This is a genomic window from Aureimonas sp. Leaf454 (genome assembly GCF_001424685.1).
In the GTDB taxonomy this organism is placed as follows: Bacteria; Pseudomonadota; Alphaproteobacteria; order Rhizobiales; family Rhizobiaceae; genus Plantimonas.
Genome location: NZ_LMQT01000023.1, coordinates 180,351 through 201,451 on the forward strand (window position 1 = coordinate 180,351; position 21,101 = coordinate 201,451).

The following is a 21,101-nucleotide window of genomic DNA, read 5'->3' on the forward strand; positions in this document are numbered from 1 at the left end:
CAGCCCCCGCGTCCGATATCCCCCACGGCGCGCCGAAGCGCCGAGCCGAGCCGCTGAAACCTGTGTCGAGAGGATCGTCATGACCGCAGAGATCGTAGTGCCGAAGCTTTCGCCGAGCGAAGCCCGCGCCCGCATCGCCGAAGGCGACGTCCTCGTGCTGGACGTGCGCGAACCGGCCGAACTCCTGCAGACCGGCAAGCTGAAGGCCGCGTTGAACATCCCGAAATCGAGGCTGGCCGACCGCGCGGACCCCCGGAGCGCCGAGCATGATCCCGTCTTCTCCCCGGCGAAGACGATCCTCGTCCATTGCGCCGCCGGCGCACGAGCCGCCAGTGCGGGCCAGACGCTGAAGGCCCTCGGCTACGACTCGGTCTACAATATCGGCGGGTTCAAGGATCTGTCGGCGGCCGGGATCGAGACAGAGCCGGCCTGATCCGGACGAGCACCCGAACCGGATGGCCGCGCCGGAGCAGCCGACATCGCGGACGACGAGGGCGAAGGCGCCGGAGATATGCTCCTGCGGCTCCGGCAGCGATCTATGGACCGGCGACGGCGACGTCGATCAGCGCTTCAGCCGTCGGACGCTCGTCACCGCCGAGCCTTTCGCCTCTGCCCGCGCGACGGCGTCGGCCAGAGGCTCCACCGCCGTCATCATGTGGTGGGCGTTGGCATGGAGAAGGGTCGCGCCGTCCCGCATGATGCCGACATGGCCCTTCCAGAAGACGAGGTCGCCGCGCGCCAGGGGCTCGATGTCGGCCAGCCGCGTGCCGAGACCCTGCTCCTGAAGGTCGGTGTCGCGGGGCGCGGCGATGCCGGCCATGGCGAGGGCGACCTGGACGAGGCCGGAGCAGTCCACGCCGAGCGTCGACTTGCCGCCCCAGAGATAGGGCGTGCCGAGAAAGCGTTCGGCGACCGCGACGAAGTCCGCTTCGGTCTCGCCGAGACCGGCCAGATGCTGCTCGACGATCGCGCCGGCCGGATGCGTCACGACATAGCGGGCATTGCGATCCGCCGCCGTCCCGAAGGCCACGATCCGCGCGCCCATGGGCAGTCCCGCGAGCGGCGGCAGCTTGATGTCGGGGCCCGGAAAGAGAAGCGTTCGCGGCACGCGGACCCGGTGCGTCGGCGCTCCCGGCAGGGGTCCGAGCGCCGTCGTCGGCATGTAGCCGACATAGCGGTCCGACTGGAGCTGGACGTAGGACCAGCCCTCCTCGTCCGTCTCGAAGACCCGCACCGTCTCGCCGAACAGCGCCTCGGTCTCGAGCGGCGCATCGGGGCGCGGCTGGCGACGCAGGGGAGCGATCGGCTCGACCACGGCTTCCAGTCGCCCCTCCACGAAGCGATCGGCCTCGACCTGACCCTTCAGCCGCGCATCGGCGAGATCGGGGCGAAATGCGTTCAGGCGCTTGTCGAGTGGCACGGTCATGGCTGTAGGGCTCCGGCCTGCTCGACCAAGCGGTCGGCCATTCGCGAGACGTGCAGGCTGCCCTTCACGGTGCGGCGCACGAGGACGTTGCGCTTGTCGGCGGGATCGCGGCGGCGCTCCAGGAGTTCGAGCCCGCCCATCGTGTCCAGCGCGCGGGTGATCACGGGCTTGGTCACGTTGAGACGCGCGGCGAGACCGCGCACGGTGTGGGGCGGCGCCTCGAGATAGATGGTGAGGAGGATCGCCGTCTGGCGCACGGTGAGATCATGCTCGTCGTCCCGCGCCTGCAGCAGCGCCGTCTGGTGAAGTAGCCGGAGCGCCTGCGCGGGCCGGAGCTCGATACCCATGTGAAACCGCCGTCATTACGGACCCGTTTCCATCCATAGCCGAGCGACGGAGAAGTTTCACCCCATCGGCGCATAGCGCGCCTCGATGACGGAGAAGAGCGCGCGGATGCCTTGCGCCTCCCCGCCGACGGGACCGATCGGCGCGGGCTGCGGGCGCCAGCCATAGACGTCGAGATGGGTCCAGCTCGCCGCCTTCTCCACGAAGCCCTGGAGGAAGAGCGCCGCCGTCACCGCGCCGGCGAAGCCGTCCGGCGTGACGTTGTTGACGTCGGCGATCTTGGAGGCGAGACCGCGCGCGTAGGGCTTGTGGAGCGGGAGGCGCCAGAGCGGATCGGCCGTCCGAACGGCGGCCTCCGCGAGATCCTGCGCGAAGCGCTCGTCGTCGGTGAAGAAGGGGGGAAGCTCCGGACCGAGCGCCACGCGCGCCGCGCCCGTCAGCGTCGCCATGTCGATGAGGAGTTCGGGGGCTTCCTCGTCGGCCAGCGTCAGGGCATCGGCGAGGATCAGGCGCCCCTCCGCGTCGGTGTTGCCGATCTCCACCGTCCTGCCGCTCCGGCTCCTCAGGATGTCGCTCGGGCGGAAGGCATTGCCGGAGATGGCGTTCTCCACCGCCGGCACAAGGACGCGAAGGCGCAGGTGGAGGCCCGAGGCCATGATGGCGCGGGCGAGGCCGAGAACGTTCGCCGCACCGCCCATGTCCTTCTTCATGAGGAGCATGCCGGACGAGGGCTTGATGTCGAGGCCGCCCGTGTCGAAGGCGACGCCCTTGCCGACCAGCGTCACGCGCGGCGCGTCCTCGCGGCCCCAGATCAGCTCGACGAGGCGCGGCGCCACGGCGCTGGCACGGCCGACCGCATGGATCATCGGGAAATTCCCGGAGAGAAGATCGTCGCCGACGACGGACGTGACGGTCGCGGCGAATTCGGCGCCGAGGCGGCGGACCGCCTCCTCGATCGCGTCGGGGCCCATGTCGTTGGCGGGCGTGTTGATGAGATCGCGCGTCAGGAACACGGCGGCGGCGAGACGCTCGGCACGCGCATCTGCGGCAGCGTCGGTGAGGACGCGAAGCATCGCGGCGGCGTCCGGCTTCGATCGATAGCGGTCGAAGCGATAGGCGCCGAGACGGACGGCGAGCGCGGACAGTTCGGGATCGAGCGTCACCGGCCCCTCGAAACGCCAGTCACCGTCGGGAAGCGTTCGGCCGAGGGCGCCGGACAGAAGCGCGCGCGCCGGCGTGTCGGCCTCCGCGCCGAGGCCAAGGACGGCGCCGGCCAGTGCTCCGCCGTTGCCCGGCACAAGCAGGACCTCGCCCGCCGCCGCCTTGAACCGGGTCGCGGCTGCCCAGCTCCGCGCGGGCTCGGGCAGCGCGTCCAGTCCATCCCGGCCCGTCGCCCAGATCGGGCGGATCGCGGTGTCGGTGGCGTCGATGGAAGCAGAGCTCATGGGTCGCGGCTTTCGGCAGGTGGCGGACGGGCGGTCATTAACCGCTCGTTAGGGTTAACGAAATATTGTCGGCCTCGGTCAAGACACCGCGCGGTCCCCTTTGTTCGCGCGACCAGCGTCCTGGGAAGGAACCGGCATGTCCATCACGGTCCGCGGAGTCTCGGTAGGGTTGCGAGCCGGATTCCTCTTCGCCGCCGCCGGCGCGGTCCTCGGCCTGTCCGGCTGCGCGCAGACGTCGAAGATGACGACGGGCTCGATCGCCCGGCCCGCGGCGACGCGCTCGCTCGACCGGATGACGACGAGCGAGCTCGCCGGTGCCGTGCGCACCTACGGCGCGGCCTACGATCGCGACCCCAAGGACAAGGCGACCGGGCTCGCCTTCGCCTCCGCCCTGCAGATGACCGGGCGCAACGACCAGTCGCTGGCCGTGATGCAGCAGGTGGCCATCGCCCATCCCCGGGATCGGGACGTCCTGTCCTCCTACGGCAAGGCGCTCGCGGCTGCGGGCGAGTTGGAGAAGGCCCTGGAAACCGTGCAGCGGGCGCAGACGCCGGACAATCCGGATTGGCGGCTTCTGTCGGCGGAAGGAGCGATCCTCGACCAGCTCGGCCGGCAGGAGCCGGCGCGAGCCCTCTATCGAAAGGCGCTCGACATCGCGCCGAACGAGCCGAGCATCCTGTCCAATCTCGGCATGTCCTACGTTTTGGGCAACGACCTCGCCTCGGCCGAGACCTATCTGAAGCGGGCGGCGGCCGCGCCGGACGCCGACAGCCGCGTCCGACAGAACCTCGCGCTCGTCGTCGGGCTCCAGGGGCGCTTCGACGAGGCCGCGACGATCGCCTCGGCCGAACTCAGCCCGGAGGACGCCTCCGCCAACATCGCCTATCTCCGCAAGATGCTCGCCCAGCAGAACACCTGGTCGATGCTGAAGGAGAAGGACACGCCGAAGCACGGCGCCGCCCCGAGATCCTGATCGGGACCCGACATTCCACGACCGTCTGGCATGACAGAACGGGGAGGCTCCGAAAGGGTCCTCCCCGTTTTGTCATGCTCTTCGTCGGGCGCTCATCTCGACATGACCTGGATGATGGCGGGACCGATGATGACGGCGAAGAGGACGGGCAGGAAGAAGATGATCATCGGCACGGTCAGCTTCGGCGGCAGGGCCGCGGCCTTCTTTTCCGCCAGGTTCATGCGCGTGTCGCGGCTTTCCTGCGAGAGCACGCGCAAGGCGGTGCCGAGCGGCGTTCCGTATCGCTCGGCCTGAATCAGCGCGGTGCAGACGGCACGCACGCCATCCATGTCGGTCCGGGCGCTGAGATTGTCGTAGGCGGTCTTGCGTTCGGTGAGATAGGCGAGTTCCGCGCAGAGGAGCACGAGTTCTTCAGCCAGGGGAATGGACTGGATGCCGATCTCGTCCGACACGCGGCGAAAGGCGCCCTCGATCGAATTGCCCGATTCCACGCAGATCAGGAGAAGGTCGAGCGCATCCGGCCAGGCCCGCTGGATCGACAGCTTGCGCGTCTTGGCCTTGTTGGACACGTAGATGTTCGGTGCATAGAAGCCGAGATAGGCCGCGCAGAGGCAGATGAAGATGCGCGGCATGGTGCCGGCATCGGGCAGGATGCCGAAGCTGAAGATCCAGATCAAGGCCAGCGAGAAGAAGGCGAGCGGCGCGGTGACGCGCGCGAACAGGAAAAGGGTCAGCGGGCGCTGGCCGCGAAAGCCGGCGACACGAAGCTTGGCGATCGTCTTCTCGTCGACGAGAGCGGTCTTTAGGTTCAGGCGGTCCACGACCGCGCTGGCCAGTCCCTTCGACTCGACCTGGCGGACCTGGCCGCGGCGCGAGCGCTCCTTTTCGATCGACAGGCGAGCGCGCTCGCGCGCCCGCATCTCGTCGCGCTCCAGCGCCACCGCCTTCATGCGATTCTTCAGATCGCCGCCCGACAGAAGCGGCATCGCGAAGGTGATCACGGTGGTGAAGACCGCGATCATGACCAGCCCGCTGAGGAGGAGGTGGCCGGAAAGGCCGTAGGAGACCAGAACCTGTTCCATGTCGAAGCCTTTCGCGAGCGGTCCGGTCGGAGGCGGCCGCGCAGGCCGCGCAAGCCTGTGCGCCGGACCCGGCCTTAGAAGTCGAAGTTGATCATCTGGCGCATGACGAAAACGCCCGTCATCATCCAGAAGGCGGAGCCCACGAGAAGGAAGTTGCCGGTCGGGTCGGTGAAGAGGAGGCCGATGTAGTCCGGCGTCGTGAGGTAGACGAGGGTGCCGACGACGATCGGCAGCGAGCCGATGATGGTTCCGGACGCCTTCGCCTCCATGGACATCGCCTGGATCTTGGCTTTCATCTTCTTGCGCTCGCGCAGGACGCGGCTGAGATTGCCGAGCGCTTCGGACAGATTGCCGCCGGCTTGCGCCTGGATGCTGACCACGATGGCGAAGAAGTTCACCTCCGGCAGCGGAACGTCCTGATAGAGGCGTTCGACGGCTTCGGACATGGACAGACCCACCTGCTGGGCCTCCACCACCTTCTGGAATTCGGACCGGACCGGTTCCGCGGCTTCGGACGCGATCATGCGCATCGTGTCGTTGATGGGAAGACCGGATTTCACGCCGCGCACGATGAGATCGATGGCGTTCGGCAATTCGTCGATGAACCGCGTCTGGCGCTTCTTGCGCAGGATATTGACGGCGATGCGCGGCACGGCGAGGGCGAGGACGACCGCGATGCCGAGCGCCACCAGAAGGCCCTGGTCGAAGAAGATGGCTCCGAGGAAACCGAACAGACCGAGGCCGGCGCTGCCCAGGACGAACTGCCGACCGGAGACCTTCAGGCCGGCCTGTTCCATGCGGCGTCGCAGGGACGGCTTCAGCGTGTGCTTGGAGCGCTCCTTCTGCTTCTCCTCGATCTCCTTCAGCGACGACTGGATCGTCTTGCGGCGCTTGGCGGCCTCCTGCAGGCGATCGCGCGCGACGCGCTTCGACGCGCCGTCGGTCTCGGCCTTCTTGAACTGGTTGAGGCGTGCCTCGGCATTGCGTTCGGCCGCGATGCGCGGCTGCAGGAAGACGTAGGCGAGCGCGCCCGCCGCGAGCGTGCACAGCACGACGAAGATGAGGAGTTGCGCGCCGGACATCGCCGCTACAGCCCCGTTCGCCCGTCGGACGCCGCGTCGATGGCCTGTGCGAGGCGCTGCTCCTCGTTGAAGTAGCGAGCGCGGTCCCAGAAGGCGGGACGGCCGACACCGGTCGAGCGATGCTTGCCCACGAGCTTGCCCGCAGCATCCTCGCCCAGAATGTCGTAGACGAAGAGATCCTGCGTCGTGATGACGTCGCCTTCGAGGCCGATCACCTCGGTGATGTGCGTGATGCGACGCGAGCCGTCACGCAGGCGCGCGGCCTGGATGATGACGTCGACGGAGCCGACGATGATCTCCTTGACCGTTCGCGCCGGCAGGGTGAAGCCGCCCATGGCGATCATCGACTCGATGCGGTTCAGGCATTCACGCGGCGAGTTCGAGTGGATCGTGCCCATCGAGCCGTCATGGCCGGTGTTCATCGCCTGGAGGAGGTCGAACACTTCGGGGCCGCGCACTTCGCCGACGATGATGCGTTCAGGCCGCATGCGCAGGCAGTTCTTGACGAGATCGCGCATCGTGATTTCGCCCTCGCCCTCGATGTTGGGCGGGCGCGTCTCGAGACGCACCACATGAGGCTGCTGGAGCTGGAGCTCGGCGGAGTCCTCGCAGGTGATGATGCGCTCGTCGCGGTCGATGTAATGGGTCAGGCAGTTGAGCAGCGTCGTCTTGCCGGAACCCGTGCCGCCGGAAATGACGATGTTGCAGCGCACGCGCCCGATGATCTGGAGGATCGTCGCGCCTTCCGGCGAGATCGCGCCGAACTTGACCAGCTGATCGAGGGTCAGCTTGTCTTTCTTGAACTTGCGGATGGTCAGGACGGCGCCGTCGATGGCGAGCGGCGGCGCGATGACGTTGACGCGGCTGCCGTCGGGCAGGCGCGCGTCGCAGATGGGCGAGGTCTCGTCGACGCGCCGGCCGACCTGGCTGACGATGCGCTGGCAGATGTTGAGAAGCTGCTGGTTGTCGCGGAACCGGATGTTGGTTTCCAGGACCTTGCCGTCGACCTCGATGAAGGTTTGCTTGGAGCCGTTCACCATGATGTCGGCGATGTCGTCGCGGGCGAGCAGCGGCTCGAGCGGACCGTAGCCGAGGACGTCGTTGCAGATGTCGGCGAGCAGATCCTCCTGCTCGGCGATGGTCATCGCGAAGTTCTTGATCGCGATGATGTCGTTGACGATGTCGCGGATCTCCTCCCGCGCGCTCTCGTTGTCGAGACGGGCGAGCTGGGAGAGGTCGATCGTGTCGATCAGCGCGGCGAAGACCTGCGTCTTGGTCTCGTAATAGGTCGCGCCGCGCTCGCGCGTGCCGCGAACCTCGACGACGGGCGTCGGCGTGGGCGCCGTGGAGAACTTGCGCGACGTCTCGGCGGGCGCGGAAGCGGCGCTCGCCGTGCTGGGCGTCGTCGGCGCGGGCGCCGGTGCGGATGCCTGGACGGGCGCGGGCGCGGGCGCCGCACGCTCCATGACCTTCGCGCCGCCCTCCCCGGCTCCGCCACTGCCTCGTTTTCCGAACATCGCTCGCTCGCTTTCTCACATTCACGTCGTCGGACACCGCCGACTACAGGCGCCGGGCGTTACTTGCGGCGGAACTTGCCGAAGAGGCTCGAGGTCGCCTTCTTGGGGCGTCGAGGCTCGCCGCGTCCCGTCAGGGTGTAGGCGATCTGGTGGAAGGCCTCGATGCTCGCGTGCTTGGCGTCGGTCTCGGCGATCATCCGCCCGTTGTTGGCGGCCGCGCCGAAGGTGCCGGGATCGAAGGCGATCAGGGCGATCGGCTGGATCTCCAGGGGATCGGCGAATTCCTCGGCGCTGATCTCGGGACGCTTGGGCATGCCGAGCTGGTTCAGGACCAAGCGGGGCGGCCGGTCGTTCGGCCGCGCGCGCTTCAAGGTGTCGATGAGGTTCTTGGCGTTGCGCAGATTGGCGAGGTCGGGCGTCGCGGTGACGACGATGTCGTCGGCCCGCGAAAGGACCGTGCGCGTCCAGTCGTTCCACACATGGGGAACGTCGAGGGCGACGATCGGCGTCGAACGCTGCGCGGTCTCGATGACCGCGCTGAAGGCATCGGCCGCGAAGTCGTAGGTGCGGTCGAGGATCGAGGGCGCGGCGAGCAAGGAGAGATGGTCGGCGCATTTCGACAGGAGACGATCGAGGAAGACGTCGTCCAGCCGGTCGGCTGAGAACACGGCTTCCGCGATACCTTGCGCGGGATCCTGATCGAAGTTGATGTTCGCCGTTCCGAAGGGCAGATCGAGATCGGCGAGAAGGACGTCGGAGGCGAACAGCTTGGAAATCGACCAGGCGACGTTGTGCGCGATGGTCGAGGAGCCGACGCCGCCCTTGGCGCCGACGAAGGCGAGGCTGCGCCCCAGCGGCGCCGCATCCGGCGCCATGAAGAGCCGGCCGATGACGGCCATGAGATCGGCCATGCCGATGGGTGCGACGAGATACTCGGAAATGCCGCTCTGGATCAGTTCGCGATAGAGGGTGATGTCGTTGTGATGACCGATGATGACGACCTTGGAGCCGGGATCGCAGACATCGGCGAGGCTTTCCAGCTCGGCGAGGAGTTCGCGCGCGGGAAAGCGGGATTCGAGGACGACGAGGTTGGGCGTCGGCGCGCCGGAATAATGGTCGACGGCGGCGCGGATGCCGCCCATGTGGACGCGCACATGGGCCTTGGCCATGCGTCGATCCTCGGAAGCGCGCTCGATCTGGCGGGCGACCGCCTCGCTTTCGCAGAAGGCCTGGATGGAGATGCGCGGGATGGGCCGCACGGCCTCCATGGCCGCGCTGCTTTCTCCGAGCTCCTCGCCCGGATGGTCGCTGCCCGAGGCGGCGGCATGTCTGTCGATCATCGCCGAGACCTTCATGGATCGTAAGTGATTTCGGAGGGCGGCCGGTCGGAGGCGGTGACACGGCCCTGGCGGTAGTCGTCGAGAACGACGGTGCGACGCTCCGCGTCGATCTCGCCTTCGCCGCGCGGCCCCAGAAGGTCGCGCGGATCAGCGATCTGCGCGGCGAGGTTCTGCTGGGAGGCGCAGCCGAAGTTGAAGTAGTTCTTGTTCTCGTGCGTCGAACCGAGATCCTCCGGCCAGCGGCCGCAGGGTTCGGTCTGGGCGGTCAGCGTGGCGTAGGAGAGGCGGATCGGCGCGGGTCCCTGCAGCCCCGTCGCGTCATAGGACTGGACGAGCACGCGCGAGGATCCGACCCCTTCGCGCTTCAACGCGGTGAGGACTCCCTGGGACGCGCTTTCGGCGGCGGGCGCATTGGCCGATCCGCTCGGCAGGAGCACGCGGATGGCGGCCGAGCCCGAGCGCTTGAAGCGCCGCGCGAAGTCGGCCACGCGGTCGCGGGAGGCGATCGGCAGGCGGACTTCGGAGGAGACGATCGGAATGTCGAGCGTCTTCTCGGATTCGGCCACGACGATCGGATGGCGGGAACGGTAGTCGTCCGGGATGGAGCCGACCTCGATCGAATGGCGGTCGGCGCAGCCGACGAGCAGCGCGGCGCCGACGAGAAGGGCGAGGGTGAACGGCGCGCGGGCCGCGATCGGTGCCGGGACCATGTCAGTCTCTCCTCGGGCCACGGTCATTTGTAGATGTAGCCGACAATGCCGTGGTAGCGGCCGGGGGGAAGTTTGGTCTCCATCGTGCCGTAGACGCGGTTGATGCGACCGAGGAAGTTGGACGCGCCGTCGGACGAGAAGTTGAGGCCGTCGTCCGGTCGCGCGAGAGCCTGACGGGCGACCGGGCGCACGAGGTAGGGCGTCACGATGATGACGAGTTCGGTCTCGTAGTGCTGGAAGTCGCGCGAGCGGAACAGGGTGCCGAGAACGGGGATCTTCGACAGACCGGGATAGCCGGACATGACCTGGCGCGTCTCGTCGCGCACGAGTCCCGCGATGACGAGGGAGCCGCCGGAGGGAAGCTCGACGGTGGTGTCGGCGAGACGCTTGCGGATCTGCACGGAGCCGACGCCGCCATCGCCGCCGCCGGCGATGTGGAACGGCGATTCGAAGGTCGGCTCGGAGACCGCCGTGCGAAGTTTCAGGCTGATGCGACCGGGCGACAGGACGACGGGGGTAAAATCGAGCCCGATGCCGTAATCCATCCGCTCGCGCTCGATCTTGCGCGTCGCCGGTTTGGCCGGCGTCGTATCGAAAACGGGATTGCCTTGCGCGTCGAAGCCCTTGAACTCCGACTTCGCGTCCTCCCCTCTTTCATATTCCTGCCCCGTCGGCAGCGTGAACTCACCGCCGACCCGGAAACTGGCCTGCTCGCCGGAGATCGCGGTGAGACTGGGTTCGGCGAGCGTCTTCATCACGCCGGCCTGCTCCATCGCGTTCAGCTGTGCCGCGATCGAACCCGAACCGATGCCACCCACGGCCGAGAGCATTGAGGAACTGGCCGCCTTGCCGAGGGCGAAGGGATTGTCGCCCACCGACGCGATGTCGATCCCGTCGATCGATGTCGACCCCACGCCGTTGAAGCCCAGTTGCTTGATGACCGAACGCTGGACCTCGGCAACGGTGACCTTCAGCGTCACCTGATCCTCGCCCTGGATCTGAAGAAGATTGACGATCTGGCTCGTCTGGCGGTTCTCCTGGCCGAAGGCGACGTCGCCACCGCCGCCCGCGCCGGCGGCGCCCGAGGCGACCTGGAGGAACTGGCCGGTCGTCGCCTCGCCGCCCTTGAGGTAGATCTCGGCGAGGCGGACGGCCTTCGAGGCGTCCTGCGGGGTCTGGACCGAGCCGGTGAGGACGATGTTGTCGTTGAGGATCTCGACCCGGACCTCGGCGTCCGGCACGTATTTGCGGATGGTCGATTCGAGACCGGCGACGTCGCGCTCGATGCGCAGGTCGAGAACGGCGATCTCGCGGCCGGCGGAGTCGAAGACGAAGATGTTGGTCTGACCGACCTGCTTGCCGAAGATGTAGATCCGGCGCGCCGTCCGCGTCACGGCATCGGCGACCCGCGGATTGGAGACGAGGATGTCGTGCGCGTCGCGCGGGAGGTCGATCACCTTCGACTTGTTGAGGCCGAGCGCGATCTCCTGGCGCGGCTGGCTGACGGCGACGATGTCGGAGCCGAAGGCGGGTTCGGCCTTCGCCGCCGCGAGCGGCGAGACGGCGACTGCGGCGCTGATGAGGCAGGACAGCACAGATGCGCCGGACAGGCCGGACGAATGAAACCGCAGGCGGTGGGAACGGCGGGGCGTGGCGGAGATCTCAACCATCGTCATCGTCATTTCTTCGGAGTGATGTCGGTCGTCTGGCCATAGCGGACGATGCGGATCTTGCCCGGACGGCGGTCGCCTTCGAGCAGGAACTGGGCATAGCCGTCGGAGCCGGGGACGCTGTCGGCGAGGGAACGGAGCGAGAGAACGAGGCGCTCGGCCATCTGCTGGGCCGCCGTCAGGGCTTCGGCCTGTGCGCCGTCCACTTCGAGCGTCGCCGTCGAGCCGACGACGACCTTGGCGCCGTTCTGTTCCTCGATCGTCTGATCGATGGCGAGAACGCGCAGATTCGTCAGGACCGTTTCCGTGTCGAAATCCGTGCTGGCCTCGCCGCCGCTCGTCGTGGCGACGCGGCGCCGCGTCATGATGACGTCGACATGGTCGTTCGGGAGGATGAAGCCGCCGGCCGAGGTGTCCGCCGAGATCTGGACGGCGACCGCCCGCTTGCCGGCCGGCAGGATCGCCGACATGAAGCCGCGATCCGTCTTGATGAGCTTGGCTTCGCGGATCGGCTCACCGGCGAAGAACGCCTGACGCGCGATCGACCCCTTGAGGTCGTCGACGGCCGAGGCGCGGTGATTCTTCTGGATGAAGGTCGAACTGACGCCGTCCTCGGGCCATTTCTGCCATGCGAGGGCGTCGTTGACCGACTCGCCCATGGGAATGTCGCGGCCTGCGACGAGGACCTCCGTCAGCTTGATCGGCGGCTCCGCGGGCTCGGCGGTGATGATGATGGGCTCGACCGGTTCGGGAGCGGACAAGGTCAGGGCGACGAGGCCGGCGCCGCCTGCGGCCAGCAGCGCGACGCAAAGAACCGCTATCCGCGCGATCTTCATTTCCTCACCCTCGGCTTCGCGGACCCACACCATGCTGGCCGTCGAAACGCTTATCGGGCAGGAACCCTCAATTTATAGTTAACGAAACCCTACGCGATCCCCGGGGTCTTTACCGCTTGCCAAGCTTCAGGATGCCAGGTCCAGCGCCATGCGCATCCAGCCTCCGCTGCTGAACGTCACGAGGCCGGCCGCACCGAGCGCGATTCCATAGGGAATGCCGGTCTCGTGGTCGAGCAGATGGTCGATGAAGTCGATGCCGGTCACCGGCAGGATCTGGCTGCGGGCGGCCAGAAGGCCGAGCGTCAGGCCGCCACCGAGCAGCGAGGCATTCACCGCATAGGCCATCAGGTCCGGCGTGGGACCGAACCAGAGCGCGGACGCGGCCATCAGCTTGGCGTCGCCCCCGCCCATCCATCCCGCCGCGAACATGCCGAAGGTCAGGACGAGGCAGGCGAGCCCGACGCCGGCGTGAGCGGCCATCGTCTCGATCGGGAAACCGGCGAGGACACCGATGCAGACATAGCCTGCGACGAGGAGCAGGGAGACGCGGTTCTCGATCGTCATCGAGACGAGATCGGAGAAGGCCGCATAGGCCATGCAGATGGGGAAGATCACCAGGACGAGGGCAAGGGTCACGTCGAGCTCCGTTCGGCAAGGCGATGTCGCAAGAGCGCTTCGGCTCTCCCGGGCTGTCGATCCGCGAACCGGCCCCGGCCGACTGGATGCGCGAGGGCCGCCTCAGCGGTGGAAAACGCCGGAATCCTGCGTCGGGGCCACATCGTCCCGTCGCAGCGTTCCGTCACTGAACCGTCGCCAGCGCGTCCGAAATCTTGGTGAAGAGGGTTGCGAGATTGCCGCCCAAGGCTCCGAGGATCGACACGAGCGCGACGGACACGATGCTGGCGATGAGACCGTATTCGATCGCGGTCGCGCCACTGGAATCATCGGCAAAACGCGAGAGGAGGTGGAGCATGGTTCCCGTCCTTTGCGCCGGCGTAGCAGTGCCGACATCGTTGCAGCGAGTTCCGCGATGCCGCGGGCTCATTCACGGTCGATCGCGACTGCCCCGACACGTCCGGTCCATCGACTCCGTCCTCGGCAAGGCGGAGTGGAAGATGTCGCCATCTTCCACTCCGAACGCCTCTTACTGGGGAAGCGCGCCGGAAATCTTGGTGAATGTGCCGACCAGGTTGGTCTTGAGCGTGCCGAGGACGGTGATGAGCGCAACGGAAACGAGACCGGCGATGAGGCCGTATTCGATCGCGGTGGCGCCGGACTCATCCTTGGCGAAGCGGTTGATGAGCTTGATCATGGTCAGTTTCCCTTAGGATCCGCGTTGAGAGCTGCCGTCGGCTTGTTCCCACCGATCGGATGGGAGAACCCTAGGCCCTCCGTATTTCCGCGGGTTTAAGAAACACCATCAATTCAACCTTAACGTCGAAACAGCGCCGGGAGAGTCAGCGCCGCGTTAAGGACCGATCGAGGCCGGTGGCGGGGCGGGAGACGACGGGCGAACCGATCCGCCGTCGCTGCGGAGCCGAGCCTTAAGCGTTCGTTCACCAAGCCCTCCTAACCTGTGCTGGCAGATGTTCCTCCTTCCATCGGATTGCTCATGCTCGGCTCGCAGCGCATCGCCGGACTGGCGCTCGGCTTCGCCCTCGCCGCGACGGCGCTCGCGAACGCCGCCGACATCGACACCATGCTGAAGGTCGCGACCGATCAGGCGCGAGTCGTGAAGATCGACCGCGCCGCGGAAACCGTCATCATCGGCAATCCCGCGATCGTGGACGTGACCGTGCACGACGCCGAGACGCTGGTTCTCACCGGACGCTCCTACGGCGTCACCAACCTCGTCGTGCTGGATGGAGACGGCAAGCCGATCATCGACGAGCAGGTCATCGTCACCAGCAACGAGGCCGGTACGGTCCGCGTGTTCCGGCAGGCGCAGCGCGTGACCTATGCCTGCTCGCCGGAATGCGAGCCGACGGTGACGATCGGCGACGACGGCCAGAATTTCACGGCGTCGGCCGAACAGTTCAAGGCGCGTCAGTCCATGGCCATCGGCGCCGCGCAATAGCGCGCAACGAACCCTTCGTTAACCGAGACCGTCAACATCGCCGAAGTCATTTCGCCTTATGATCGCGATCATGACCCATTTCGATCCCGAGGCCCATCGCGAGCTTGCCGCCCCGGTTCCCGGCGAGGGAGCTTCGCCGACCCCTTCGCGGCAGAAGCGCTTCCGCCTCTTTCCGCGGTTCCGCCGTGATCGCCAGGGTGTGGCGGCGATCGAGTTCGCGCTGCTTGCCCTCCCCTTCTTCACGATCATCTTCGCCATCCTGGAGACGGGGCTGGTCTTCCTCGCCGAACTGACCCTCGATCAGGCGGTCGATCAGGTCGCACGAACGGTTCGAACGGGCGAGGCGCAGAAGGCGGGGATGACGGAAGCGCAGTTCAAACAGGCGATCTGCGACAAGGTCAGCTTCCTGCTCAGCTGCCCGAAGCTGAAGATCGATCTCTCCGTCTATGCCAATTTCGCCTCGATCCCCGCCCCCTCCCCGAGCGGTTCGGTCGATTCCAGCGGTTTCGGGGTGCACATGGCCGGCGGCGAGACGATTTCGGCGCTCCGCGTCTATTACAACTGGCCGATCTATACGGATCTGATGCGCAAATACCTCGCGACGTCCGGCGACGGCACCCAGCTTCTCTACTCCGTCGCCGCCTTCCGCACGGAGCCGTTCTGATGCGCCCTGCGTCGGCCGCTCGACGCCGTCTGCGCCTCTTCGCGCGGGACCAGGACGGGGTCGGCGCCGTCGAGTTCGCGCTGGTCGCACCCCTCCTGATCCTCCTCTATCTCGGGGGATCGGAGCTTTCGATGTTCCTGACCCTCAGCCGCAAGGTCGAGCACGCGTCCAGCACGATCAACGATCTCGTGACCCAGTCGTCGCAGCTCGAGAAAGCCGATTTCGAGGGGATCTTCAACGTCGCACGGGCGATCGTCACGCCCTACGACGTGGGGCCTTTGGGGATCACGGCGACGTCGGTGGCGATCGATGAAAACGGCAAGCAGAAGGTCGACTGGTCCTATGCGAGCGCCAACAGCCAGGCCCTCGCGAAGGGCTCGACCTATCTTCTTCCGGCAGCTTTCGCAAAGGAACGCAGCCGGAAGATTCTCGTCGTGCGGACCCGCTACAGTTACGTCCCGATCGCCGGCACGGCCATCATGGCCCCGCGCGACATCGGGAGCGTCAGCTATCTCAATCCGCGCGTCGGATCCGAAGTGAAGTGCCCGAGCTGCTGACGGCGGCGACCTAGGGACCACCACGCGGTCACCGGAGCGGGAAGACCCCAGCTCGCCCTTTGGAAGAGCGGCACCGTTTGCACTCGATGCGAGCGAGGGCTATCAGCGGTTCGTCGAAGTCCATCGGAGCCAGAGCTTGGGTCGCGCCGTCCTCATCGTCATGGATTCCTTCGGCATCGGGGCTTCTCCCGACGCGGCGGATTTCGGCGATCTCGGTTCCGATACGTTCGGCCACATCCGCATGGCAGCCGATCGCGGCGAGGCTGACCGGCCGGGCCTGCGCCAAGGCCCCCTCCTCCTGCCGAACCTGGAGAGGCTGGGCCTTCACCGCGCCGCGGGCCTGACATCGCCGGAGCCGGCCGGGCTCCACGGCTCGGCCCGCGAGATCTCGCGCGGCAAGGACACCCCGTCCGGACACTGGGAGATCGCCGGTGTTCCCGTTCTCTTCGACTGGGGCTACTTTCCCAAGACGGTGCCCGCCTTTCCGCCCGAGCTGATCGCACAGATCGTCGACGAGACCGGCATTCCCGGCATTCTCGGAGACCGCCATGCCTCCGGCACCGAGATCATCGCCGAACTCGGCGAAGAGAGCGTCGCGTCGGGACGGCCGATCTTCTACACCTCCGTCGACAGCGTCCTTCAGATCGCCGCCCACGAAGAGGCCTTCGGGCTCGAACGGCTCGAGGCCCTCTGCCTCGCCGCCCGCCGCCATGTCGATCCGCTGAACATCGGGCGCGTGATCGCGCGACCCTTCACCGGCACGGATGCTACCAGTTTCCGGCGGACGGCGAACCGCCGGGACTACGCGGTCCCGCCGCCCGAAGACACCTTGCTCGATCGTGCCCTCGACGCCGGACGACGGGTCGTCGCCATCGGCAAGATCGGCGACATCTTCGCCCATCGCGGCGTCTCGGAGGTTCGCAAGGGCGACGGCAACATGGCGCTCTTCGACGCCATGCTGGGCGCCCTCCGCGACACCGGGGACGGCGATCTCGTCTTCGCGAACTTCATCGATTTCGACAGTCTCTACGGCCATCGCCGGGATGTCGCGGGCTACGCGGCGGCGCTCGAAGCCTTCGACCGGCGACTGCCGGAGCTCGAAGCCGCGCTCCGGCCGGGGGATTTTGCGGTCGTCACCGCCGATCACGGCTGCGACCCGAGCTATCCCGGCACCGATCACACGCGCGAAATCGTCCCCGTTCTCGGCTTCGGACCCGGTATCGCGCCGCGCGACATCGGGCAGAGGCCGACCTTCGCAGATATCGGAGAAAGCGTCGCGGCCCATCTCGGCCTCGCCGCCGGCCGCCACGGCCGAAGCTTCCTTTGACCGCAGCCCGTCCCGGGCCGTTCGGATCGGCGGGGATTTCGACGGAACTTGCTCAGGCTTGCTTGGCGCTCGCGACAGGCCCCGCTAGAGTTGCGGTCAGACGCGAACCGAAAGGCTTCTGAATGGACGGAGTAACCGTCGTCAATCATCCCCTCGTTCAGCACAAGCTCACGCTGATGCGCAACAAGGAGACCTCCACGGCGAGCTTTCGCCGGCTGCTGCGCGAGATCTCCACGCTGCTCTGCTACGAGGTCACGCGCAATCTCGACCTCACCACCATGCGGATCGAAACCCCGATCACCGCTATGGACGCCCCGATCCTGGAGGGCAAGAAGCTCGTCTTCGCCTCGATCCTGCGGGCCGGGAACGGTCTCCTGGAGGGCATGCTCGATCTCGTGCCGGCGGCCCGCGTCGCCCATATCGGCCTCTACCGGGACCACGAGACGCTGCAGGCGGTCGAGTATTATTTCAAGGCGCCGGAGGATCTGGAGAACCGCCTCGTGATCGTGGTCGATCCGATGCTGGCCACCGGCAATTCCGTGATCTCGGCCATGGACATGCTGAAGGCGAGAGGCGCGCGGAACATCCGCTTCCTCTGCCTGCTCGCCTCGCCGGAAGGCCTCGAACGCTTTCGCGGCGCCCATCCCGACATCCCCGTCTTCACCGCTTCGATCGACAGCCACCTCAACGACAAGGGCTACATCGTGCCCGGCCTCGGCGACGCGGGCGACCGGATGTACGGAACCAAGTAAGACCGGCGGCACGGGTCCATTCGCGGGCTCGTTCGCATCCGCGCGTCCCGCAAGCGGACGTTCACCAAGGGCGGCGATGGGCGGCCGCCGTTCAGGCTTTTTCAAGCCCGCGCCTGCAAGGCTCCCTCGATCGCCGGACCTTCGTCCGGCAGGCTGCTCCGGCGAGACCGGACGGCGCCCCGATCAAAGGACGTGCGGAATGTCGAAGGGTCTCTTCGCGGTCGTCGGAGCCGTCGCCATTCTCGGCTACGCCTTCCCGTCCGTCTTCCAGCGCTATCAGGCGGAGATGGCGGCGGAGGCGGGACGCGAAGAGATCGTTTCGCCCGCGACCGTCACCCAGGCCGCGACGACGGCTCCGACGGTCAACTATTCCGGGCGCGTCACCCAGTTGGCGGCGCAGTCGGACGGGCACTTCCGGACGGATGCCAAGCTGAACGGCCGGGCGATCCCGGTGCTCGTGGACACCGGCGCGACCTATGTCTCGATCAGCGAAGACATCGCCCGCCGCCTCGGCATCGCGCTGAAGCCGGCGGATTTCCGCTTCAAGGCACAGACCGCCAATGGCGAGACGAGCGTCGCGGTGGCGATGCTCGACCGCGTCCAGATCGGCCGCGTCGAGGTGCGCGACGTCGAGGTTCTCGTCTCGCGCGGCGACGTTCTGCCGGTGACCCTGCTCGGCATGAGCTTTCTCAAGAAGCTCAAACGCTTCGGCGTCGAGGGCGACAGGTTGAACCTCGTCCAGTAGGCCTCACGCGATCCGCGACAGGATCGTCGTCCGCGGCATCGGAGGCGCGTCGCCGATCGTGTAGGCCGCGGCGACCGCGGCGGCGGCCGCTCTCGCGTCATCCGCCGTGCGGGCATGGACAAGACAGAGCGGTTCACCCGGCTCTACGCGATCGCCGATCGCCTTCAGACCGGTCAGACCGACGGCGGAATCGACGGCATCCTCCGGGCGTGTCCGGCCACCGCCGAGAGACAGGACGGCAAGGCCGAGCCGCCGGGCATCGACGGTTCGAACGAAGCCGGCCGATGCCGGGACGGCGGGCAGCGTGATGCCGGCCTTGGGAAGATGGCCCTCCCACCGCTCGATCATATCGCGGGGACCACCGAGGCTCGCCACCATCCGCCCGAAGGTCTCGGCGGCCGAGCCATCCCGCAGCACGCTTTCGGCCATGGCCCGGCCGCTCGCCGGATCGTCGGCGAGCGCTCCCTGAACCAGCATGTCCGCCGCCAGGGCCAGCGTCACATCGAGGAGACGAAGATCGCGCTGGTCGCCGCGCAGGAACCGGATCGCGTTCGCCACCTCGACGGCGTTGCCGGCCGCGCTCGCCAGCGCCTCGTCCATGTCGGTGAGAAGGGCGACGGCGGGAAGGCCCGCTCCCTTGGCGACCTCCACCATGCTCCGCGCCAGCGCCTCGGCGTCCCCGCGCTTCGCCATGAAGGCGCCCGAGCCCGTCTTCACGTCGAGAACGAGGCCGTCGAGGCCGGAGGCGAGCTTCTTGGAGAGAATGGACGCCGTGATGAGGGGGATCGATTCCACCGTCGCTGTGACGTCCCGGACGGCGTAGAAGCGCCCGTCGGCGGGGGCCAGACGACCGGTCGGCCCGATGATGGCGCAACCGACCTCCGCGATCACCCTTCGAAACGCTGCGATGTCCGGCGCGACGCGGTAGCCGGGAATGGCTTCGAGCTTGTCGAGCGTGCCCCCGGTATGGCCGAGGCCCCGACCGGAGATCATCGGCACGGCGCCGCCGCAGGCCGCCACGATGGGTGCGAGCATCAGGGAGACGTTGTCGCCGATGCCGCCGGTGGAATGCTTGTCGAGGATCGGGCGATCGAAACCCGACCAGTCGAGCACGTCACCGGAATCGCGCATCGCGAGCGTCAGCGCCACGGTTTCCTCAGGCGCCATGCCCTGGAAGAAGACCGCCATGGCGAGCGCGGCGATCTGGCCCTCGGAAACGCGCCCATCGGTCACGCCCGCGACGAAGGCGGCGATTTCCCCGGGCGCGAGCGCGTTCCCGTCGCGCTTGGCGCGAATGATCTCCTGCGGCAGCCGCATCAGGCGCGGAACGCCGGAAGGGCGCTCTTCAGGATCCGGGCGAGCGTCGCGCCGCCGGTGGGGGCGACGGCCTTGGTCTCTTCGTGGCTGAGTTCGGCGCCGGTCATGCCGGCCCCGTAATTGGTGACGACGGAGGCGGCGACGACCTTCAGCCCGAGGAACCTCGCGAGGATCGTCTCGGGAACGGTCGACATGCCGACGGCGTCGGCGCCGAGGAGCCGCGCCACGCGGACCTCCGCCGGCGTTTCGAAGGAGGGTCCCGAGAACCACATGTAGACCCCGGACCGGAGCTTCACGTCCTCCGTCTCCGCCGCCGCCAGCATGGCGGCGCGAAGGTCCTCGTCATAGGCGGCCGTCATGCCGGTGAACCGTGCGTCGGAAGGCTCGCCGATCAGGGGATTGCGGCCGGAAAAGGCGATGTGGTCCTCGATCAGCATGACGTCGCCGGGACGAAGCTCCGGCTTCAGCGAACCCGCGGCGTTGGTCAGCACGAGGACGCGGATGCCGAGCCCCTTCAGCGCCTCCAGCGCCGGGCGCATCGCGGCGGAATCGCCGGTCTCGTAATAGTGGACGCGGCCGGACAGGGCGATCACCTCGACGCCGGAAAGCCGCCCGGCGACGAGCTCGCCGGAATGACCGGTGACGGCGCTTTGCGGGAAGTTCGGGATCTCGGCATAGGGAATTCGGATCGCGTCCTCGATCGAGGCGGCGAGCGCGCCGAGGCCGGAGCCGAGAACGAGCGCGATGCGGGGCGAACGGCCGCCGAGGCGGGCACGCAGCGCCTCGACGTCGACGGGCTCCGGGGCGGGGCCGGACGGGGCGCCGGCGGTCATGCCGCGGCTCCGCCAACCTCTTCGGATTCGAAGCCGCGCGGGAAGAGCGCGTCGAGCCGCAGCGTCTCGACGACGCCGGTCTCGTCGCAGAGGTGGACGCGGGCATCGGCGCTCGCGAACTCGGCGATGCGCTGCCGGCAACCGCCGCAGGGCGTGCAGCGCGCCTTCTTCGGCGCGACGACGGCGATCTCGGCAATCCGCCCGCCGCCGTCCATCACCATGTGGCCGATCGCGGTCGCCTCCGCGCACCAGCCCTCGGGAAAGCTTACCACCTCGACATTGCAGCCGGCGAAGAGCCGCCCGTCCATCGTGCGGATCGCGGCGCCGACGGGAAACTGCGAATAGGGCGCATGGGCCTTGCGCATCGCGGATCGGGCGAGCGCGAAGAGATCGTCGGCCATTC

General features: G+C 67.6%; 24 protein-coding genes. 8 read left to right on the forward strand and 16 right to left on the reverse strand.

Going from position 1 to position 21,101, the window contains the following annotated elements; all coding sequences use genetic code 11:
* Positions 1-79: 79 nt before the first annotated feature.
* Complete coding sequence (locus ASG43_RS18550) at positions 80-433, forward strand: rhodanese-like domain-containing protein (protein WP_056508166.1); 354 nt, start codon at positions 80-82, stop codon at positions 431-433.
* A 129-nt stretch (positions 434-562) separates the two neighbouring features.
* Here the strand turns inward: ASG43_RS18550 and ASG43_RS18555 are convergent, their stop codons facing one another.
* The 3 genes from ASG43_RS18555 to ASG43_RS18565 are packed head-to-tail and all read right to left on the reverse strand — an operon-like array spanning position 563 to position 3,216.
* Positions 563-1,426 carry a C40 family peptidase gene (locus ASG43_RS18555; protein ID WP_056508167.1) on the reverse strand — a complete coding sequence of 288 codons (864 nt, stop codon included), beginning with the start codon at positions 1,424-1,426 and terminating at the stop codon, positions 563-565.
* Positions 1,423-1,773, reverse strand: a complete 351-nt coding sequence (locus ASG43_RS18560) for a MarR family transcriptional regulator (RefSeq protein ID WP_056508168.1) — start codon at positions 1,771-1,773, stop codon at positions 1,423-1,425. Before ASG43_RS18560 ends, ASG43_RS18555 begins: the two co-directional genes overlap by 4 nt.
* 57 nt (positions 1,774-1,830) lie before the next feature.
* Positions 1,831-3,216 carry a leucyl aminopeptidase family protein gene (locus ASG43_RS18565; protein ID WP_056508169.1) on the reverse strand — a complete coding sequence of 462 codons (1,386 nt, stop codon included), beginning with the start codon at positions 3,214-3,216 and terminating at the stop codon, positions 1,831-1,833.
* 241 nt (positions 3,217-3,457) lie between these two features.
* Here ASG43_RS18565 and ASG43_RS18570 point away from each other — a divergent pair, with 241 nt between their 5' ends.
* The gene (locus tag ASG43_RS18570; RefSeq protein WP_244488165.1) at positions 3,458-4,189 is read left to right on the forward strand and encodes a tetratricopeptide repeat protein; all 732 of its coding nucleotides are present in this window, start codon (positions 3,458-3,460) and stop codon (positions 4,187-4,189) included.
* 92 nt (positions 4,190-4,281) lie between these two features.
* On the opposite strand, the gene ASG43_RS18575 is transcribed toward ASG43_RS18570, so the two are convergent.
* From ASG43_RS18575 to ASG43_RS22355, 10 genes are all read right to left on the reverse strand, one after another.
* Positions 4,282-5,271 carry a type II secretion system F family protein gene (locus ASG43_RS18575; RefSeq protein WP_056508171.1) on the reverse strand — a complete coding sequence of 330 codons (990 nt, stop codon included), beginning with the start codon at positions 5,269-5,271 and terminating at the stop codon, positions 4,282-4,284.
* Positions 5,272-5,345: 74 nt separating this feature from the next.
* Positions 5,346-6,353 (reverse strand): type II secretion system F family protein, encoded by a 1,008-nt coding sequence (locus ASG43_RS18580; RefSeq protein WP_056508172.1) that lies wholly within the window; start codon positions 6,351-6,353, stop codon positions 5,346-5,348.
* Between the two features lie 5 nt (positions 6,354-6,358).
* The gene (locus tag ASG43_RS18585) at positions 6,359-7,870 is read right to left on the reverse strand and encodes a CpaF family protein (protein WP_056508173.1); all 1,512 of its coding nucleotides are present in this window, start codon (positions 7,868-7,870) and stop codon (positions 6,359-6,361) included.
* A gap of 59 nt (positions 7,871-7,929) precedes the next feature.
* Positions 7,930-9,210 carry a CpaE family protein gene (locus ASG43_RS18590; protein ID WP_056508414.1) on the reverse strand — a complete coding sequence of 427 codons (1,281 nt, stop codon included), beginning with the start codon at positions 9,208-9,210 and terminating at the stop codon, positions 7,930-7,932.
* 11 nt (positions 9,211-9,221) lie between these two features.
* Positions 9,222-9,920 (reverse strand): CpaD family pilus assembly protein, encoded by a 699-nt coding sequence (locus ASG43_RS18595; protein WP_056508174.1) that lies wholly within the window; start codon positions 9,918-9,920, stop codon positions 9,222-9,224.
* Between the two features lie 23 nt (positions 9,921-9,943).
* Entirely contained in the window at positions 9,944-11,602 is a 1,659-nt protein-coding gene (locus tag ASG43_RS18600; protein WP_082491044.1) for a type II and III secretion system protein family protein, read from the reverse strand.
* Positions 11,599-12,426, reverse strand: a complete 828-nt coding sequence (gene cpaB, locus ASG43_RS18605) for a Flp pilus assembly protein CpaB (RefSeq protein ID WP_056508418.1) — start codon at positions 12,424-12,426, stop codon at positions 11,599-11,601. The genes ASG43_RS18600 and cpaB overlap by 4 nt, the downstream gene beginning before the upstream one ends.
* A 126-nt stretch (positions 12,427-12,552) precedes the next feature.
* Positions 12,553-13,062, reverse strand: a complete 510-nt coding sequence (locus tag ASG43_RS18610; protein ID WP_056508175.1) for a prepilin peptidase — start codon at positions 13,060-13,062, stop codon at positions 12,553-12,555.
* 163 nt (positions 13,063-13,225) lie between these two features.
* Positions 13,226-13,399: a Flp family type IVb pilin gene (locus ASG43_RS22350; protein WP_082491045.1), complete on the reverse strand. Its 174-nt coding sequence runs from the start codon at positions 13,397-13,399 to the stop codon at positions 13,226-13,228.
* A gap of 171 nt (positions 13,400-13,570) precedes the next feature.
* A complete protein-coding gene (locus tag ASG43_RS22355) occupies positions 13,571-13,738 on the reverse strand; it encodes a Flp family type IVb pilin (RefSeq protein ID WP_082491046.1) in 168 nt (55 codons plus the stop codon).
* A gap of 300 nt (positions 13,739-14,038) precedes the next feature.
* Between ASG43_RS22355 and ASG43_RS18615 the strand changes: the two genes are divergently transcribed.
* From ASG43_RS18615 to ASG43_RS18640, 6 genes are all read left to right on the forward strand, one after another.
* Positions 14,039-14,503 (forward strand): pilus assembly protein N-terminal domain-containing protein, encoded by a 465-nt coding sequence (locus ASG43_RS18615; RefSeq protein ID WP_056508176.1) that lies wholly within the window; start codon positions 14,039-14,041, stop codon positions 14,501-14,503.
* Positions 14,504-14,573: 70 nt separating this feature from the next.
* Positions 14,574-15,167 carry a TadE/TadG family type IV pilus assembly protein gene (locus tag ASG43_RS18620; protein ID WP_162244744.1) on the forward strand — a complete coding sequence of 198 codons (594 nt, stop codon included), beginning with the start codon at positions 14,574-14,576 and terminating at the stop codon, positions 15,165-15,167.
* A complete protein-coding gene (locus ASG43_RS18625; protein ID WP_056508178.1) occupies positions 15,167-15,724 on the forward strand; it encodes a TadE/TadG family type IV pilus assembly protein in 558 nt (185 codons plus the stop codon). Before ASG43_RS18620 ends, ASG43_RS18625 begins: the two co-directional genes overlap by 1 nt.
* Before the next feature lie 136 nt (positions 15,725-15,860).
* Complete coding sequence (locus ASG43_RS18630; RefSeq protein ID WP_056508179.1) at positions 15,861-17,051, forward strand: phosphopentomutase; 1,191 nt, start codon at positions 15,861-15,863, stop codon at positions 17,049-17,051.
* Between the two features lie 122 nt (positions 17,052-17,173).
* On the forward strand, positions 17,174-17,803 hold the full coding sequence (gene upp, locus ASG43_RS18635) for a uracil phosphoribosyltransferase (RefSeq protein ID WP_056508180.1): 630 nt from the start codon (positions 17,174-17,176) through the stop codon (positions 17,801-17,803).
* A 199-nt stretch (positions 17,804-18,002) separates the two neighbouring features.
* Positions 18,003-18,548: a TIGR02281 family clan AA aspartic protease gene (locus ASG43_RS18640; RefSeq protein WP_056508181.1), complete on the forward strand. Its 546-nt coding sequence runs from the start codon at positions 18,003-18,005 to the stop codon at positions 18,546-18,548.
* A gap of 3 nt (positions 18,549-18,551) precedes the next feature.
* Here ASG43_RS18640 and deoA read toward each other — a convergent pair whose 3' ends face one another.
* Genes deoA through ASG43_RS18655 form a run of 3 tightly spaced genes read right to left on the reverse strand, consistent with a single transcriptional unit; the run spans position 18,552 to position 21,099 of the window.
* Positions 18,552-19,865 (reverse strand): thymidine phosphorylase, encoded by a 1,314-nt coding sequence (gene deoA / locus ASG43_RS18645; protein ID WP_056508182.1) that lies wholly within the window; start codon positions 19,863-19,865, stop codon positions 18,552-18,554.
* Positions 19,865-20,698, reverse strand: coding sequence for a purine-nucleoside phosphorylase (locus tag ASG43_RS18650; protein ID WP_056508183.1), 834 nt, complete (start codon positions 20,696-20,698; stop codon positions 19,865-19,867). Before ASG43_RS18650 ends, deoA begins: the two co-directional genes overlap by 1 nt.
* Positions 20,695-21,099, reverse strand: a complete 405-nt coding sequence (locus ASG43_RS18655) for a cytidine deaminase (protein WP_056508184.1) — start codon at positions 21,097-21,099, stop codon at positions 20,695-20,697. The genes ASG43_RS18650 and ASG43_RS18655 overlap by 4 nt, the downstream gene beginning before the upstream one ends.
* Positions 21,100-21,101 lie beyond the last annotated feature (2 nt).

What these genes read in the sequence shown, in the direction of transcription:
- ASG43_RS18585 (WP_056508173.1), bottom strand. Translation starts at nt 7,870, where the DNA reads ATGTTCGGAAAACGAGGCAGTGGCGGAGCCGGGGAGGGCGGCGCGAAG.
- ASG43_RS18580 (WP_056508172.1), bottom strand. Translation starts at nt 6,353, where the DNA reads ATGTCCGGCGCGCAACTCCTCATCTTCGTCGTGCTGTGCACGCTCGCG.
- upp (WP_056508180.1), top strand. Translation starts at nt 17,174, where the DNA reads ATGGACGGAGTAACCGTCGTCAATCATCCCCTCGTTCAGCACAAGCTC.
- ASG43_RS18615 (WP_056508176.1), top strand. Translation starts at nt 14,039, where the DNA reads ATGCTCGGCTCGCAGCGCATCGCCGGACTGGCGCTCGGCTTCGCCCTC.
- ASG43_RS18655 (WP_056508184.1), bottom strand. Translation starts at nt 21,099, where the DNA reads ATGGCCGACGATCTCTTCGCGCTCGCCCGATCCGCGATGCGCAAGGCC.
- ASG43_RS18565 (WP_056508169.1), bottom strand. Translation starts at nt 3,216, where the DNA reads ATGAGCTCTGCTTCCATCGACGCCACCGACACCGCGATCCGCCCGATC.
- ASG43_RS22355 (WP_082491046.1), bottom strand. Translation starts at nt 13,738, where the DNA reads ATGATCAAGCTCATCAACCGCTTCGCCAAGGATGAGTCCGGCGCCACC.
- ASG43_RS18620 (WP_162244744.1), top strand. Translation starts at nt 14,574, where the DNA reads ATGACCCATTTCGATCCCGAGGCCCATCGCGAGCTTGCCGCCCCGGTT.
- ASG43_RS18595 (WP_056508174.1), bottom strand. Translation starts at nt 9,920, where the DNA reads ATGGTCCCGGCACCGATCGCGGCCCGCGCGCCGTTCACCCTCGCCCTT.
- ASG43_RS18650 (WP_056508183.1), bottom strand. Translation starts at nt 20,698, where the DNA reads ATGACCGCCGGCGCCCCGTCCGGCCCCGCCCCGGAGCCCGTCGACGTC.
- ASG43_RS18640 (WP_056508181.1), top strand. Translation starts at nt 18,003, where the DNA reads ATGTCGAAGGGTCTCTTCGCGGTCGTCGGAGCCGTCGCCATTCTCGGC.
- ASG43_RS18600 (WP_082491044.1), bottom strand. Translation starts at nt 11,602, where the DNA reads ATGACGATGACGATGGTTGAGATCTCCGCCACGCCCCGCCGTTCCCAC.
- ASG43_RS22350 (WP_082491045.1), bottom strand. Translation starts at nt 13,399, where the DNA reads ATGCTCCACCTCCTCTCGCGTTTTGCCGATGATTCCAGTGGCGCGACC.
- ASG43_RS18560 (WP_056508168.1), bottom strand. Translation starts at nt 1,773, where the DNA reads ATGGGTATCGAGCTCCGGCCCGCGCAGGCGCTCCGGCTACTTCACCAG.
- ASG43_RS18555 (WP_056508167.1), bottom strand. Translation starts at nt 1,426, where the DNA reads ATGACCGTGCCACTCGACAAGCGCCTGAACGCATTTCGCCCCGATCTC.
- deoA (WP_056508182.1), bottom strand. Translation starts at nt 19,865, where the DNA reads ATGCGGCTGCCGCAGGAGATCATTCGCGCCAAGCGCGACGGGAACGCG.
- ASG43_RS18570 (WP_244488165.1), top strand. Translation starts at nt 3,458, where the DNA reads ATGACGACGGGCTCGATCGCCCGGCCCGCGGCGACGCGCTCGCTCGAC.
- ASG43_RS18550 (WP_056508166.1), top strand. Translation starts at nt 80, where the DNA reads ATGACCGCAGAGATCGTAGTGCCGAAGCTTTCGCCGAGCGAAGCCCGC.
- ASG43_RS18590 (WP_056508414.1), bottom strand. Translation starts at nt 9,210, where the DNA reads ATGATCGACAGACATGCCGCCGCCTCGGGCAGCGACCATCCGGGCGAG.
- cpaB (WP_056508418.1), bottom strand. Translation starts at nt 12,426, where the DNA reads ATGAAGATCGCGCGGATAGCGGTTCTTTGCGTCGCGCTGCTGGCCGCA.
- ASG43_RS18575 (WP_056508171.1), bottom strand. Translation starts at nt 5,271, where the DNA reads ATGGAACAGGTTCTGGTCTCCTACGGCCTTTCCGGCCACCTCCTCCTC.
- ASG43_RS18625 (WP_056508178.1), top strand. Translation starts at nt 15,167, where the DNA reads ATGCGCCCTGCGTCGGCCGCTCGACGCCGTCTGCGCCTCTTCGCGCGG.